The 13,208-nt window shown below is 62.4% G+C and carries 13 protein-coding genes and 1 pseudogene; 8 read left to right on the plus strand and 6 right to left on the minus strand.

All coding sequences use genetic code 11. From position 1 onward, the window contains the following. Positions 1–13 precede the first annotated feature (13 nt). Positions 14–868: a LysR family transcriptional regulator gene (locus tag AD670_RS28430; protein WP_053139989.1), complete on the minus strand. Its 855-nt coding sequence runs from the start codon at positions 866–868 to the stop codon at positions 14–16. Between the two features lie 88 nt (positions 869–956). Between AD670_RS28430 and AD670_RS28435 the strand changes: the two genes are divergently transcribed. Continuing rightward, a complete protein-coding gene (locus AD670_RS28435; protein WP_053139991.1) occupies positions 957–1,469 on the plus strand; it encodes a multidrug/biocide efflux PACE transporter in 513 nt (170 codons plus the stop codon). On the opposite strand, the gene AD670_RS28440 is transcribed toward AD670_RS28435, so the two are convergent. Next, positions 1,368–2,126 (minus strand): SDR family NAD(P)-dependent oxidoreductase, encoded by a 759-nt coding sequence (locus tag AD670_RS28440; RefSeq protein WP_053139993.1) that lies wholly within the window; start codon positions 2,124–2,126, stop codon positions 1,368–1,370. The two genes, AD670_RS28435 and AD670_RS28440, sit on opposite strands and share 102 nt — an antisense overlap. Positions 2,127–2,231: 105 nt before the next feature. On the opposite strand from AD670_RS28440, the gene AD670_RS28445 reads away from it, so the two are divergent. Continuing rightward, on the plus strand, positions 2,232–3,128 hold the full coding sequence (locus AD670_RS28445) for a LysR family transcriptional regulator (RefSeq protein WP_053139995.1): 897 nt from the start codon (positions 2,232–2,234) through the stop codon (positions 3,126–3,128). Here the strand turns inward: AD670_RS28445 and AD670_RS28450 are convergent. After that, positions 3,125–4,042: a LysR family transcriptional regulator gene (locus AD670_RS28450; RefSeq protein ID WP_053139996.1), complete on the minus strand. Its 918-nt coding sequence runs from the start codon at positions 4,040–4,042 to the stop codon at positions 3,125–3,127. The genes AD670_RS28445 and AD670_RS28450 overlap by 4 nt on opposite strands. Positions 4,043–4,146: 104 nt before the next feature. On the opposite strand from AD670_RS28450, the gene AD670_RS28455 reads away from it, so the two are divergent. From AD670_RS28455 to AD670_RS28465, 3 genes are all read left to right on the plus strand, one after another. Further along, the gene (locus AD670_RS28455; protein WP_053139998.1) at positions 4,147–4,959 is read left to right on the plus strand and encodes a 5-oxoprolinase subunit PxpA; all 813 of its coding nucleotides are present in this window, start codon (positions 4,147–4,149) and stop codon (positions 4,957–4,959) included. Between the two features lie 135 nt (positions 4,960–5,094). Continuing rightward, entirely contained in the window at positions 5,095–5,973 is an 879-nt protein-coding gene (locus AD670_RS28460; protein ID WP_053140000.1) for an allophanate hydrolase subunit 1, read from the plus strand. Beyond that, the gene (locus AD670_RS28465; protein WP_053140001.1) at positions 5,970–6,944 is read left to right on the plus strand and encodes a biotin-dependent carboxyltransferase family protein; all 975 of its coding nucleotides are present in this window, start codon (positions 5,970–5,972) and stop codon (positions 6,942–6,944) included. Before AD670_RS28460 ends, AD670_RS28465 begins: the two co-directional genes overlap by 4 nt. A gap of 63 nt (positions 6,945–7,007) precedes the next feature. On the opposite strand, the gene AD670_RS28470 is transcribed toward AD670_RS28465, so the two are convergent. Together AD670_RS28470 and AD670_RS28475 are read right to left on the minus strand one after the other, a co-directional pair. Next, positions 7,008–8,624, minus strand: coding sequence for an inorganic phosphate transporter (locus AD670_RS28470; protein ID WP_053140003.1), 1,617 nt, complete (start codon positions 8,622–8,624; stop codon positions 7,008–7,010). A 341-nt stretch (positions 8,625–8,965) separates the two neighbouring features. After that, positions 8,966–9,985, minus strand: a complete 1,020-nt coding sequence (locus tag AD670_RS28475; RefSeq protein ID WP_053140005.1) for a transporter — start codon at positions 9,983–9,985, stop codon at positions 8,966–8,968. Positions 9,986–10,245: 260 nt separating this feature from the next. Between AD670_RS28475 and AD670_RS32400 the strand changes: the two genes are divergently transcribed. The 3 genes and pseudogenes from AD670_RS32400 to AD670_RS32410 all read left to right on the plus strand — a co-directional run bounded on the left by AD670_RS32400 (position 10,246) and on the right by AD670_RS32410 (position 11,874). Then, complete coding sequence (locus AD670_RS32400) at positions 10,246–10,428, plus strand: hypothetical protein (RefSeq protein ID WP_371263204.1); 183 nt, start codon at positions 10,246–10,248, stop codon at positions 10,426–10,428. 402 nt (positions 10,429–10,830) lie between these two features. Further along, positions 10,831–10,941: pseudogene (locus AD670_RS32405) on the plus strand (hypothetical protein); the annotation flags it as partial. 228 nt (positions 10,942–11,169) lie between these two features. Continuing rightward, positions 11,170–11,874, plus strand: coding sequence for a methyl-accepting chemotaxis protein (locus AD670_RS32410; protein WP_371263205.1), 705 nt, complete (start codon positions 11,170–11,172; stop codon positions 11,872–11,874). On the opposite strand, the gene AD670_RS28485 is transcribed toward AD670_RS32410, so the two are convergent. Continuing rightward, positions 11,875–13,047 carry a GAF domain-containing sensor histidine kinase gene (locus AD670_RS28485; RefSeq protein WP_053140007.1) on the minus strand — a complete coding sequence of 391 codons (1,173 nt, stop codon included), beginning with the start codon at positions 13,045–13,047 and terminating at the stop codon, positions 11,875–11,877. It lies immediately after the preceding gene. Positions 13,048–13,208 lie beyond the last annotated feature (161 nt).

Consider the following 13,208-nt stretch of genomic DNA (forward strand, 5'->3'; position numbering starts at 1 on the left):
AGATTGAAAAAAATCACTCCAACATCTTCCCCAGCAACCAACTCCCCGCCGGCCCTGGCGGATGATGCCGTGACCACAGTGCATCCACCGCCACCGAGCGCGGCCAACCGCGTGCCTTGAGTTCGACCAGTTGCCCGCCACCGAAGCGCTCCACCAACCAGCGCGGAATCGGTGCCCAGCCGAAACCCAACTGGGCCATCTCCAACAGCATCAGGTAACTGGGGGCCGACCAGACACGGCCGTTGGCGCGGGTTTCATTCGGGTTAATGATGCTTGCCAGTCGCAACTCGCGGTGCTGTTGCAGGGCATGGGCGCTGAGGGTATCCACGCCCGCCAGCGGATGTCTGGGTGACACGAACAGGGCAATTTCGGTGCGCTCGTCCACGGGCGCGCGGGTCAGGTCTGGCGGGTACTCGTCCTGGTGTTCAATAAACGCGATCTGCGCTCGGCCGCTTTGGACCAGGGCGATCAGGTCTTCGCATTCGGCGATCAGGCATTCCAGTTCAAGGTCCGGGTAGCGCTGTTCAAACGCGCTGAGGGCGACCTCGAAACGGTCGGACTGATAGGTATCGGACATGGCGATGCTCAGCTTCGGCTCCAACCCCTGGGCCAACTGGCTCGCCGCCAATTCCAGGCGGCTGCTGGCCTCCAGCACCTGCTCGGCCCGTTGCAGCAACACATGGCCCGCCGGCGTCAGCGTCGGCTTGCGGCTGCTGCGATCAAACAGCACCACATCCAGGTCAATCTCCAGGCTCGCCACGGCTGCGCTGACGGTGGACTGGCTCTTGCCGAGCTTGCGCGCCGCCGCCGAAAACGAGCCTTGGGTGGCCGCCTGCACAAACGCCTGCAGCACTTCGTTAGAGGCCATGACTATCGCCTTGGTCGATGGTTATTGGTTATGAAGTATCGAGTCAAAGGGTAATGATGGCAACCATCGTCACTCACGGAGCCGGGTCATGAACCCTACCAAGTCGATTACTGAACGCGTTTGCCAAGCCATTGGTTTCGAAGCCCTGGCGTTGTTGATCTGCACCCCGTTGCTGGCGTGGATCATGGACAAGCCTGCCCTGGAGATGGGCATGGTCACCCTGGCGATCAGCCTGTTGGCGCTGACCTGGAACGTGATTTTCAACGGCCTGTTCGACCGCCTCAAGGCGCGCCTGCAACTGGCCAACAACGGCTGGACCCGCGTGCTGCATGCCCTGATGTTTGAAGGTGGTTTGATCCTGGTGTGTGTGCCGCTGATTGCCGCCTGGCTGAACATCAGCCTGGTGCAGGCGTTTATCCTCGACATAGGTGTACTGCTGTTTTTCCTGCCGTACACCTATGTGTATCACTGGGGTTATGACGTGCTGCGCGACAAGCTCCTACAGAAACATACCGCCCGACGCCTCGATACGCTGGCCGGTGATCCAGGCACTACCGTCGGCGAGCAGGCTGGCAATCGCGCCGCCAATATCGTCCGGTAACCCGGCGCGGCCCAAGGCGGTGTTGCTGGCGACCATGGCGTTGAGGTTGGCGTTGTCGCGCACGGCACCACCGCCGAAGTCGGTTTCAATCGCGCCGGGGGCCAGGATGTTAACGCTGATGCCACGGCCGCCCAGCTCTTTGGCCTGGTAGCGGGTCAGCACTTCCATCGCGCCTTTCATGGCGGCGTAGGCGGCGTAGCCGGGCAGGCTGAAGCGCGCCAGGCCACTGGAAATATTGAGGATGCGCCCACCGTCACGGATCAATGGCAACAGCTGCTGGGTCAGGAAAAACGGACCCTTGAATTGGATCGCCACCAACTGATCGAACTGCGCTTCGGTGGTCTCGGCGAAGCTGGCGTGAATGCCGATACCGGCGTTGTTGATCAGAAAATCGAAGCGGTCCTGTGCGAAAACATCCTTGAGCACGCCAGCAACCTCGCCGACGAAATCAGCGAACGTCGCGCTCTGGCTCACGTCCAGTTTCAGCATCGCGGCACGGCCGCCCAGCTGTTCGATCTGTGCGACCAATGCCTGCGCTTCATCGGCCTTGCTGTGGTAAGTGCCGATGATGTCGACGCCTTGTGCCGCCAGGTGCAGCGCGGTGTTTTTGCCCAGGCCACGGCTGGCGCCGGTGATCAATGCGATTTTACGGGTCATGGTGCAGTCCTCTGATGTGATCGTGGGAAGAAGTGTATTTGTCCGTGGGTAACGTGATAAACAACGCTATACCGGAATCACTGGCCGAATAAGGCGAACAATCCCATGAACAAACTGGAGCTGCTGCGCACCTTCGTGCGTGTCACCGAGCTGTCGAGTTTCACCGGCGCCGGCGAGAGCCTGGGCCTGCCGCGCTCCACCGTGTCGGAGCATGTGCAGGCACTGGAAGAACTGCTTGGCGCACGCCTGTTGCAGCGCACCACGCGCAAGGTGCAGGCCACCCAGGACGGCCGCGTGCTGTATGAGCGCAGCAAGGATTTGCTCGCACACATGGAAGAACTCGAAGGGCTGTTTCGCCAGGACGAAGCGCAACTGGCCGGGCGGATTCGGGTAGACATGCCCAACGTGATGGCGCGGGACCTGATCCTGCCGCGTCTGCCGCAATTCATGGACGCGCACCCGCTGATCGAGCTGGAGATCAGCACCACCGACCGCCAGGTCGACCTGCTCGCCGAAGGCTTCGATTGCGTGTTGCGCGTCGGCGCGCAGCCGGACCAGAGCGTGGTGGCGCGGCTGCTGTGCAGCATGCCGATGATCAACTGCGCGAGCGCCACCTACCTGCAACGCTACGGCGTGCCCCGGACACTGGCTGACCTGGCCGATCACCACCTGGTGCATTACGTGCGGCCGTTGGGTTCACGCTCGGCGGGGTTTGAATACGTGCAGGGCAACAAGGTGCTGCGCATCCCCATGGCCGGGCGGATCACGGTCAACAGCACCGATGGCTACAAGTCTGCCTGCCTGGGCGGCTTCGGGATTATTCAGGTGCCGGCCCTGGGCATGGGCGAAGCGTTGGCGAGCGGTGAACTGGTGGCGGTCCTGCCGGACTATCCGGCCCCGCCGCTGGATGTGTCCCTGCTCTACGCCGGGCAACGGCATCTACCGCTGCGGGTGCGGGTGTTCATGGACTGGCTGGCGGGCATTCTGCATTCGCAGCTTTAACGCCGCGCCGACAGCTGTTGCGGCGCCAGGAAGGCGTCGTGGAAGTAATCGCGAAACGCCTGCATTGCCGGGGTAAAGGCGCGCTCGCGGTGCCAGGCCAGGCCGACACTCATGGGCGTGACGGGGTCGGTGATGGTCAGGGTTTCGATGCGCTTGCCTTCCAGCGACCAGGGCCGGTGCACCAGGTCCGACAGGATCGCCACGCCGCTGCCATTGGCGACCATGCTGCGCACCGCCTCCACCGAACTGGTGCGCAGCCGCACCTTGGGTGTTTGCCCGGCCTGTTCCCAGTAACGCATGGCGCTGTGTTCGGCCTCATCCACGGTGAGCAGGATGTACGGCTCCTGTGCCACATCCGCCAGGCTCACGGCGCCGCGCTCGCACAACGGGTGATGGCTGGGCAGCCATAAACGACGTTCCGAGTTGAACAGGATCTCCGAGACGATCGCCGGGTGGGTGAGGTTCGCGGTGAGGACCACGGCCATGTCGAACTGGCCATCGAGCAAGCCCTGTTCGATGGCCTGGCGCTCCTGCTCGAACACCTCGAGGGTCACATCCGGGTGCCAGTGTTCCATGCGCTGCAAGTGGTGCGGCAGGAAGTAACCCAGCACCGTGTAGCTGGCCGCCAGGCGCAGCACGCCACTGGCGCGGTAGTCGGGCAACGGGCTGTTCAGTGCGTCGTCGACACTGCGCACAATCACATAGGCGCGGTTGAGAAAATGCCGCCCGGCATCGGTCAGGTTCATGCCCTGGGCCGAGCGCACAAACAGCTGCACGCCGAGCAGGGCTTCCAGCTCCTTGATCGCCGTGGTCACGGCAGACTGGGAGATGTTCAGGTGAATCGCCGCCTGGGAAATCTGGCCGATTTCGGCGGTGGCGACGAAGTAGCGGATTTGGCGCAAGGTCAGGGACATGGCTTTATCTGATTTTCAGAAGATAGGCCATCTGATAATAGATCTTCCCAAGGGGTCAAGCCGCAGCCTACTTTCGAGCATCACCTTTTGGCGGAGCGTCCCCGATGCAGGCAGTGGATTTCAATTCAGACATGGGCGAAGGCTTCGGGCCCTGGACCATCGGCGACGGCGTCGACGCGGAGCTGATGGCCTATATCAGCTCGGCCAATATCGCCACCGGCTTCCATGCCGGTGATCCTGGCACCATGCGCCGCACCGTCGCGCGCGCCAAGCAATTGGGGGTGGCCATCGGCGCACACCCGGGCTTTCGCGACCTGGTGGGCTTCGGTCGTCGGCATATCAATGCGCCGGCCCAGGAACTGGTGGACGACATGCTCTATCAACTGGGCGCCCTGCGCGAAATCGCCCGCGCCCAGGGCATGACCCTGCAACATATCAAGCCTCACGGCGCGCTCTACATGCACCTGGCCCGCGACGAAGAAGCCGCGCGCCTGCTGGTACAGAACCTGCAAATCATCGAGCCGACGCTGCTGCTGTACTGCATGCCCAACTCGGTGATCTGGCGCGTGGCCAAGGAACTCGGGCAGCCGGTGGTGCGCGAATTCTATGCCGACCGTGAGTACGATCTGACCGGCTCCATTGTGTTTACCCGCAACGTCCGTGCGCTGGATCCGGCCACGGTCGCGGCCCGCGTCCTACGGGCGTGTCAGACGGGGCTGGTGCGTACCGTAGAAGGTGAAGACCTGTTTATTGAATTCGACTCCATCTGCCTGCACAGCGACACCCCTGGCGCCCTGGAACTGGTGGAAGCCACCCGTGAAGCGTTGGACCAGGCGGGCATCGTGGTGACGAATGGGCTCTCTGTGGCGAGCGGGCTTGTTGTGGCGAGCGGGCTTGCCCCGCGTTGGGGCGCGTAGCGGCCCTGAAATCAGGCGGCGGAGTTATACCTGACGTTTGTATTGGGGCCGCTACACGCCCCAACGCGGGGCAAGCCCGCTCGCCACCTATCACTTTTTGCCTGCCTTTCTATAACGATTCCAAGAGGAACAGACATGGCTGAAACGTCCCCCATCCGCTACAGCTTCGGCGGTGATGAACACCTGTTTGCCGAAGTCAGCGAGAGCATGTCCCTGCAGGCTTTTTTCAAGGGCATGGCCGTGACCCGTGCCGTGGAGCGCCTGGCGCTGGAAGGCGTGCTGGATGTGTGCCTGGCCAATGCGTCGTTCCAGATTCGCTTCGACCCCGATCGCATCGCCCCCCATGTGCTGCTCGACGCCGTGCAAAGCGCCGAAGCCCAGGCCGTGGCCGAACGCACCTTGCACACACGCATCATCGAAATTCCGGTGCTCTACAACGACCCCTGGACCCATGAAACCCTGATGCGGTTTCGCGACCGGCATCAAGACCCCAGCGCCACCGACCTGGAATACGCCGCGCGCATCAATGGCCTGGCCGATGTCGATGCGTTTATCGCCGCCCACAGTGGTGCGCCCTGGTTTGTCTCGATGGTCGGCTTTGTCGCGGGCTTGCCGTTCATGTTCCAGATGGTCGAGCGCGAGCGGCAGTTGCAGGTGCCCAAGTACCTGCGCCCGCGCACCGACACGCCGAAGCTGACCCTCGGCCATGGCGGTTGTTTCGGTTGCATCTACTCGGTGCGCGGCGCCGGCGGCTACCAGATGTTCGGCGTGACCCCGGCGCCGATCTACGACCCGGCGCAGCAGTTGGCCTACCTCAAGGCGCATATGGTGTTCTTCCGGCCGGGTGACATCGTGCAATTCAAACCCATCGACCGCGACGCCTACGACCTGGCGGTTGCCGAGGTGGAGGCAGGACGTTTCGACCTGCGCATCCGTCCGGTGGAATTTTCCCTCGATGCGTTTCTCGCCGACCCCATCGGCTATCCGAAAACCCTGCAGGAGGCGCTGGCATGATCAAGGTTCTCAAACCCGGCCTCGCCACCTCTGTGCAGGACCTGGGCCGCGAAGGCTATTACCACCTGGGCATTCCGCCATCGGGTGCATTGGACCAATACGCCTTGAGTGCAGCCAACCATCTGGTGGGCAACCCGGTGGGCGCAGCCGGCCTGGAATGCACCTTGATCGGGCCGGAACTGGAGTTTCAACGAGACGCTTTGGTCGCGCTCAGCGGTGCGTTGATGTCGCCGCGCCTGGACGGTGAAGTGGTGCATCAGGACACCGCGTTCCAGGTGCGTGCCGGGCAAGTGCTGCGTTTCGAATTTCCCAAGGCCGGTGCCCGCACTTACCTCGCCGTCGCCGGTGGCATTGACGTGCCGTTGGTGCTCGGCAGCCGTTCCACTTACACCCTCGGAGCACTCGGAGGTTTCCACGGGCGACGCTTGCAGGAGGGCGATGAATTGCCCATCGGCGACGCCAGCGGTCTCGGGCGTGCGGGCAACAGTTTGCCGATGGCGTTGCGCCGCTCGGTGGGCGGCGATGTCACATTGCGCGTGGTGCCGGGACTGTATTACGAGCGATTGACGGCGGGCGCCAAGAGCAGCTTTTTTGCCGAACCGTGGACGGTCGGCTCCGAGGCGGACCGCATCGGCTATCGCTTCAAGGGCGGCAGTGCGCTGAGCTTTCAACCGCGTGAGCAGCCGTTCGGCGCGGGGTCGGATCCGTCGAATATCGTCGACAGTTGCTACCCGATTGGCTCGATCCAGGTACCGGCGGGGCTGGAGCCGATTGTGCTGCACCGGGACGCGGTGTCGGGCGGTGGCTACGCGATGATTGGCACGGTGATCAGTGCCGACCTGGACTTGATCGGGCAGATGCAGCCGAACCAGCGGGCGGGGTTTGTGGCGGTGACGTTGGAAGAGGCGTTGGAGGCGCGGCGGGTGTACAAGAAACGGCTCAAGGCCATGGCGGGACTCTTCAACCACTGACACGACACACATCCAAATGTAGGAGGGAGCAAGCCCCCTCCCACATTTTCAATCTGGGGTGTGTCAGAACAGTTTGGTGAACAGCCAGTACAGGCTACCGGATAACAGAATCGCCGCCGGCAAGGTGAGCACCCACGCCATCAGCAAATTGCGGATCGTCCGCATCTGCAACCCACCCCCATTGGCCACCATGGTCCCCGCCACACCGGACGACAACACATGGGTGGTCGACACCGGCAGCCCGAACATATCCGCTGCGCCAATGGTCAGCATGGCCACGGTCTCGGCCGAGGCGCCTTGGGCGTAAGTCAGGTGGGTCTTGCCGATCTTCTCGCCCACGGTGACCACGATGCGCTTCCAACCGACCATGGTGCCCAGCCCCAGTGCGATGGCCACGGCGATCTTCACCCACAGCGGGATAAACCGTGTGGCATTGTCGATCTGTTGCTTGAACAGTTGCAGCTTGTCTTGGGTGTCGGCGTCGAAATTACCAACCTTGCCTTTGTCCATCAGGCGGATGGTTTCGCTGCTCAGGTACATGTCGTTACGCACGTTGCCCACGGCTTCGGCGGGGACTTTGGCCAGGGAGCCGTAGCCTTTGACTTCTTCGCCGATCTGGCCGGCGAGGGCGGCGAGGGCCGGGACCAATTCGGGCGTGGCTTCCTTGGTGCGCACGTAGGTCGAGAGAACCGGCCGTGGGTCGCCCGTCAACGCTTGCGGCGCCGTTTTCATCAGTGCCACCTGGGTCACTTCGGCGACGGCGGCGAACTGCAACGATTGCTCGGCCGGCATGGTGCGGTTCAGCGCGTAGGCCATCGGCAAGGTACCGACCAGGATCAGCATGATCAGGCCCATACCTTTTTGCCCATCGTTGGAACCGTGGGCGAAGGACACGCCGGTGCACGTGAGGATCAGCATGCCGCGGATCCACCACGGCGGCGGGGTGTCGCCTTTGGGCGCCTTGTACAACGCGCGGTTTTTCACAAAGGCGCGCAGGGCCAGCAACAGCAAGGCGGCGAAGGCGAAGCCGATCAGCGGCGAGAGCAGCAGGGCATAACCGATCTTGATCGCCTGGCTCCAGTCCACACCGCTGGTGCCGTCACGGCCGTGCATCAAGGCATTGACCACGCCGACGCCGATGATCGAACCGATCAGGGTGTGGGACGAAGAGGCCGGCAACCCCAGCCACCAGGTGCCGAGGTTCCACAGGATCGCGGCGATCAGCAACGCGAAGATCATCGCGAAGCCGGCCGATGAACCCACCTGCAAAATCAACTCCACCGGCAGCAAGGCAATGATGCCGAACGCCACCGCGCCGCTGGACAGCAGCACACCGAGGAAATTGAAAAAGCCCGACCACACCACCGCAAACTGCGGCGGCAGCGAGTTGGTGTAGATCACCGTCGCGACGGCGTTGGCGGTGTCGTGGAAGCCGTTGACGAACTCGAAACCCAGGGCGATCAACAGCGCCACACCCAGCAGCAGGAAAGGGGTCCACGTGGTGAGCTGGGCGCCCATTTCGTGCATGTCGTGCATGAGGCTGTAGGCGGTAAACAACAGGCCCATGGCGAGTACGGCGAAGAAAACGATCACTGTCACCAGGCCGGGTTTCTTGTCCAGGCGCGGTCTTGAATCGACGGAGGATGAGTGCGTGGAGGCAGTCAGGGAAGGGGTGGCCATGCCGGGGCATCCGTGTGGGGAGGATGCCGTTCATATTCGTTGCAGAATGTTACAGCGATGCTGCCACAAGTCATTGTTTAGGTAATTGGATCTGCCACTGGTCTATAAAGCGCTGGGGAGACCAAGGGGCTACACAACTTTTCAGACCCAGGCACATCTCCTTGTGGCGAGCGGGCTTGTCCCGCGTTGGGCTGCGTAGCAGCCCCTGTCAAGAGGAACGCGGTGTATCAGACACTCTGTAGAGGCTGGTTTTGGGGCTGCTTCGCAGCCCAACGCGGGACAAGCCCGCTCGCCACAACAGCGCTGTCTGCCGGGCTATCGGGGGCAAGCTCCTTCCCATTTCAATTTGAAAACTTGCGAAACGCCCAGCGCCCGGCGATCAGCGTGAAGGTCGCGACCAACGCCACCAGGATCCAGAATCCTTCCGGATCCTGTGAAAGCGGTACACCGCCCACGTTCATGCCGAAAAAACCGGCGATGATGTTGATCGGCAATGCCAACACCGTCACCACGGTAAGGGTGAACAGCGTGCGGCTGCTTTGCTCGTTGAGGTTGGCGGCGATCTCTTCCTGCAGCAGCTTGATCCGTTCGCCCAGCGCAGTCAGGTCGTTGATGATCAGCGCAAACTCCTCGGTGGATTTGCGCAACTCCTTCACGTCCTCCTTTTGCAGCCATTGCGGCGGGCGGTTGAGCAGACGCAGCAGCGAGCCCGGCTCCAGCGCGAGCAGGCGTTGCAGGCGCACCAGCACCCGGCGCGCCGCACCCAGTTCCGCGCGGTTGGTGGACAGGCGCGAGGACAGCAACTGGTCTTCGATATGGTCGACGCTGATGCTGGTCTTGCGCACGATCTGCGTCAGCACTTCACCCTGGTCGCGCAGCAGGTGCACCAGCAGTTCCAGCGGTGAGCGAAAGCGCTCGCCGGCCTTCACCGACGAGCGCAACTTGTCCACCGAGTGCAGGGGTTGCAGGCGTGCGCTGATCAACAGCCGGCTGCGGGCGCACACCCACAGCGTGGAAATGTCCGACGAAACCATGCTGCTGAAGTTGAACACCACGTCGTTGACCACCGCCAGCAAGGCGGAGTCGACGTGTTCGATACGCGTGGAGCGTGAACCTTCGTGCAAGGCCTCGAAGAATTCTTCGGGCAAATCCAGGTTTGCCTGCATCCAGCGCTCGCACGCCGCGTGCGCCAGGTTCAGGTGCAGCCACAGGAACTCTTCCGGATCGGCGGGTTGCTGCAAGGCCTGGAGCGCGGTGGCCGAATCAATCTGTTCACCCTTTTCACCGGGGCGAAAACGAAAACCGTAGAGCAAGCCAAACAGATCGGAATCCTGGTGGCTGTGGTCAATGCTGTGGTTCATGGAGGCTCGCAGAGAAAAGGCCTGTAGGACGTTTCACAGGTCGCGTGGCGAATCATTACAGGGATATTTGACATTTTTATGACGGCTTTGAATTTATTTCTGTTGAGTGACATTTTATTGACCGCCCATCAGGAATCGCTCAAGAAGGCTCCAGCACGGCCGATTCAGGCCATAAGCACCGCTGTGGACGGGTGGTGCCTCTGACGACAGGGAAGTCATGGCGTGCTAGCACCCTTTCCCCTGTTTCGAGGTTTCCCCCGATGAATGTTTTGCGAACCTCCCTGCGGGCACAGATCCTGTCGCTGCTCGGTGGCAGCCTGCTGGCGATGCTGTTGATCGCCCTGGCGTGTTTCAACTTTCTCTCCAACGGTGTGCAGAGTTACCGCAGTTTGCTCGAAGGGCCGTTGCTCACCTCCCAACTGATCGATGAAGCCAACCTGTAATTCAAGGTGCAGGTCCAGGAATGGAAAAACGTGCTGTTGCGCGGCAAACAGCCTCAGGACATGGAGAAATACTGGGGCCAGTTCCAGGACCGCCAACGTGATGTCCAAGGCATCCTCACGCGCTTGGTCAGCCAGACCCGCAGCGACGCAACCTTGAGCCAACGCATCGAAACCTTGCGTCAGGAACACCAGCAACTGGGTGTCGCTTACCAGCGCGGGCGTGATGCCTACGTGGCGGCGGGTGCAGATCCTACGGCGGGCGACACGGCCGTGAAGGGTGTGGACCGCGCCGCCAGCGAGCAGATGAGCGCTCTCGTCAGCGACCTGCGCGAACAAGGCGCACAAAAGTCACTGGCCATCAGCGCCTATGCTGAGCGCACGGTGATGGTGGGCCTGGCAATCATGCTGCTGTCGGGTGCCTTGATCGGCCTGTTCAGCCTGTGGCTGATCAACCGCAACCTGATTCTGCCGATCCGTGGCCTGATCGACTATGTCACCCAACTGAGCCATGGTCGTTTTGCCCAGCGCGTCACCAGCAAGCGCCAGGATGAATTGGGCCAATTGGCGGCTGCCGCCAATATCCTGCGCGACTTCCTCGCCGAGACCTTCAGTCGCTTGCAACGCAGCGCCACCGATCTGGTCAGCGCCAGCGGCGAGTTGAACTCGATTGCCGGGCTGATGGCCACTGGCACTCACGAGCAATTCAACCGCACCGACCAGGTAGCCACGGCCATGACCGAAATGTCGGCCACCGCCCAGGAAGTCGCCCGTCACGCCGCCAGTGCCTCGCGCGCTGCCGATGACGCTGACCAGTCGGCCCGCGAGGGCGGTGAAGTGATGAAGGTCACCATCGCCACCATCGGCCAGATGCGCACGGAAATCCTCAACACCGGCACCATCATCCGGCGCCTGGAAACCGACAGCGTGCGTATCGGCAAAGTGTTGGAAGTGATTCGCGGGATCGCCGAGCAAACCAACCTGCTGGCGCTGAACGCCGCGATCGAGGCGGCCCGTGCAGGCGAGGCGGGGCGCGGTTTTGCGGTGGTCGCCGATGAAGTCCGCAGCCTGGCGCAACGCACGGCGGCGTCGATCATCGAGATCAACCAGATTATCCATGCCGTGCAGACCGGTGCGATCGATGCCGCCGAGGCGATCGTCAGCGGCCAGTCGTGCAGCGATGACAGTGTGGAAAAAGTCAGCCAGGCCGGCGCCATGCTCGATCACATCACCCAGGCAGTGGAAGCGATCCGCGACATGAACCGCCAGATCGCCACGGCGGCCGAGGAACAGACGTCGGTGGCTGAGGATATTTCGCGCAATATCACCCAGATCACTACCGTGGCCACGGCCAACCTCGACAATGTGCAGCGCACCGAAGCGGCGAGCCACAACCTGCGTAGCTTGTCCGGCGAGTTGAATGAGGTGACCGCGCGCCTGAGCGCCTGATCAGCCGGTGGGCAGGCTGAACGTGAACACCGTGCCGTGCTCGGCGCTGGTGGACACGTTGAGTTCACCGCCATGGGCCTCGGCAATCTGCTTGACGATATACAACCCCAGGCCCAGGCCGGCCTGGGGCGTGTTCGTCGCCGGGCGTGAGTAAGGCTCGAACAGACGGGGCAGGGCTTGCGCGTTGATCTGCCCGGGGTTTTTCACCGACAGATGGAAACGGTCTTGCTCGACCTGCGCATGCACCTCCACGGGGCCGTCATGGTTGCCATGGTGGATGGCATTGGCGACCAGATTGGAGAGCAACTGCGCCAGGCGGTCACGGTCACCACGCACCCCTTGCAGGTCGCCGATATCTGCGCGGATGACCCGCTGCGGATGCACGCTCTGCACCTCCGACACCACATGCTGCAATGCCGCCTGCAAACCCTGGCAATCGCCGATGTTCAGCGGGATGCCGGTGCCCATGCGGCCCCTGGCGAAATCCAGCACGTCTTCCACCAACTGCGCAGCGCGCCGGCCGCTGGTGAGGATATGCCGCACGAGGGTGTCGGTGGCCGGGTCCGGGTGCTTGCGCAGCAGCCGTTCGGCAGCGACGTTAATTGCAAACAGCGGGTTGCGCAGGTCATGGCCGAGCACGGCGATAAATTGCTCGCGCAGTTCGGCGGTGCCGCGTTCTTCCTGCAATTGCGCCTGGGTGTGCTGCGCGGCTTCTTCGGCTTCGATCTGCAACGACAGCACGCGGGCGAACGACTCCATGGTCGACTGGATCGTACTGCTGCGCAGCACGGCGGGGTTGGGGTCCAAGGCGCAGATCGTGCCGAAAAAGCGCCCGTCGGTGCGGAACACCGGCACCGAAATATAGCTTTCGAAGTGATACAGGCGCGGCGTGTGGTGGTCGTGGTAGAGCGGGTCTTCGCTGGCCTTGTCGATCACCACGGACACATGGGAACCGCGAATCTCGTGGCAGATCGTGGTGGTCAGGTCCAGCTCGCCACCGACGCCGAGGCCGAAGTCCAGTTGGTCGAGCACGGCACAGGCGGTCCAGGTGTCGTCGGTCACCCGCGCCACCGCGGCGAAGCGCAGGCCGGTCATGTCGCTGATGACCTGGAGCATCGCGGGTACGGCACTGATTCGGCCAATAGTGGCGATGTCGGCGGCTTTTTGCCCCATGCAGCAGTCTCGGCAAGTGGTGAGCGGGAAGGAGGCTCAGTTCAATGCCTGGGATTTTAGCGACCTTGTGTGATGTAGGTGTAATTTCATGCGGTAAATTAAGTTTTTTCCTATGCGTGGTGAGCGAGCGCGCATAAAAAAACCGCGCCACCCGGAGGTGG

Source organism: Pseudomonas sp. MIACH (assembly GCF_001269925.1).
Taxonomy (GTDB): Bacteria; Pseudomonadota; Gammaproteobacteria; order Pseudomonadales; family Pseudomonadaceae; genus Aquipseudomonas.

Coding starts and splice junctions, on each gene's coding strand:
- AD670_RS28430 (WP_053139989.1), bottom strand. CDS start 868: ATGGCCTCTAACGAAGTGCTGCAGGCGTTTGTGCAGGCGGCCACCCAA.
- AD670_RS28435 (WP_053139991.1), top strand. CDS start 957: ATGAACCCTACCAAGTCGATTACTGAACGCGTTTGCCAAGCCATTGGT.
- AD670_RS28440 (WP_053139993.1), bottom strand. CDS start 2,126: ATGACCCGTAAAATCGCATTGATCACCGGCGCCAGCCGTGGCCTGGGC.
- AD670_RS28445 (WP_053139995.1), top strand. CDS start 2,232: ATGAACAAACTGGAGCTGCTGCGCACCTTCGTGCGTGTCACCGAGCTG.
- AD670_RS28450 (WP_053139996.1), bottom strand. CDS start 4,042: ATGTCCCTGACCTTGCGCCAAATCCGCTACTTCGTCGCCACCGCCGAA.
- AD670_RS28455 (WP_053139998.1), top strand. CDS start 4,147: ATGCAGGCAGTGGATTTCAATTCAGACATGGGCGAAGGCTTCGGGCCC.
- AD670_RS28460 (WP_053140000.1), top strand. CDS start 5,095: ATGGCTGAAACGTCCCCCATCCGCTACAGCTTCGGCGGTGATGAACAC.
- AD670_RS28465 (WP_053140001.1), top strand. CDS start 5,970: ATGATCAAGGTTCTCAAACCCGGCCTCGCCACCTCTGTGCAGGACCTG.
- AD670_RS28470 (WP_053140003.1), bottom strand. CDS start 8,624: ATGGCCACCCCTTCCCTGACTGCCTCCACGCACTCATCCTCCGTCGAT.
- AD670_RS28475 (WP_053140005.1), bottom strand. CDS start 9,985: ATGAACCACAGCATTGACCACAGCCACCAGGATTCCGATCTGTTTGGC.
- AD670_RS32400 (WP_371263204.1), top strand. CDS start 10,246: ATGAATGTTTTGCGAACCTCCCTGCGGGCACAGATCCTGTCGCTGCTC.
- AD670_RS32410 (WP_371263205.1), top strand. CDS start 11,170: ATGTCGGCCACCGCCCAGGAAGTCGCCCGTCACGCCGCCAGTGCCTCG.
- AD670_RS28485 (WP_053140007.1), bottom strand. CDS start 13,047: ATGGGGCAAAAAGCCGCCGACATCGCCACTATTGGCCGAATCAGTGCC.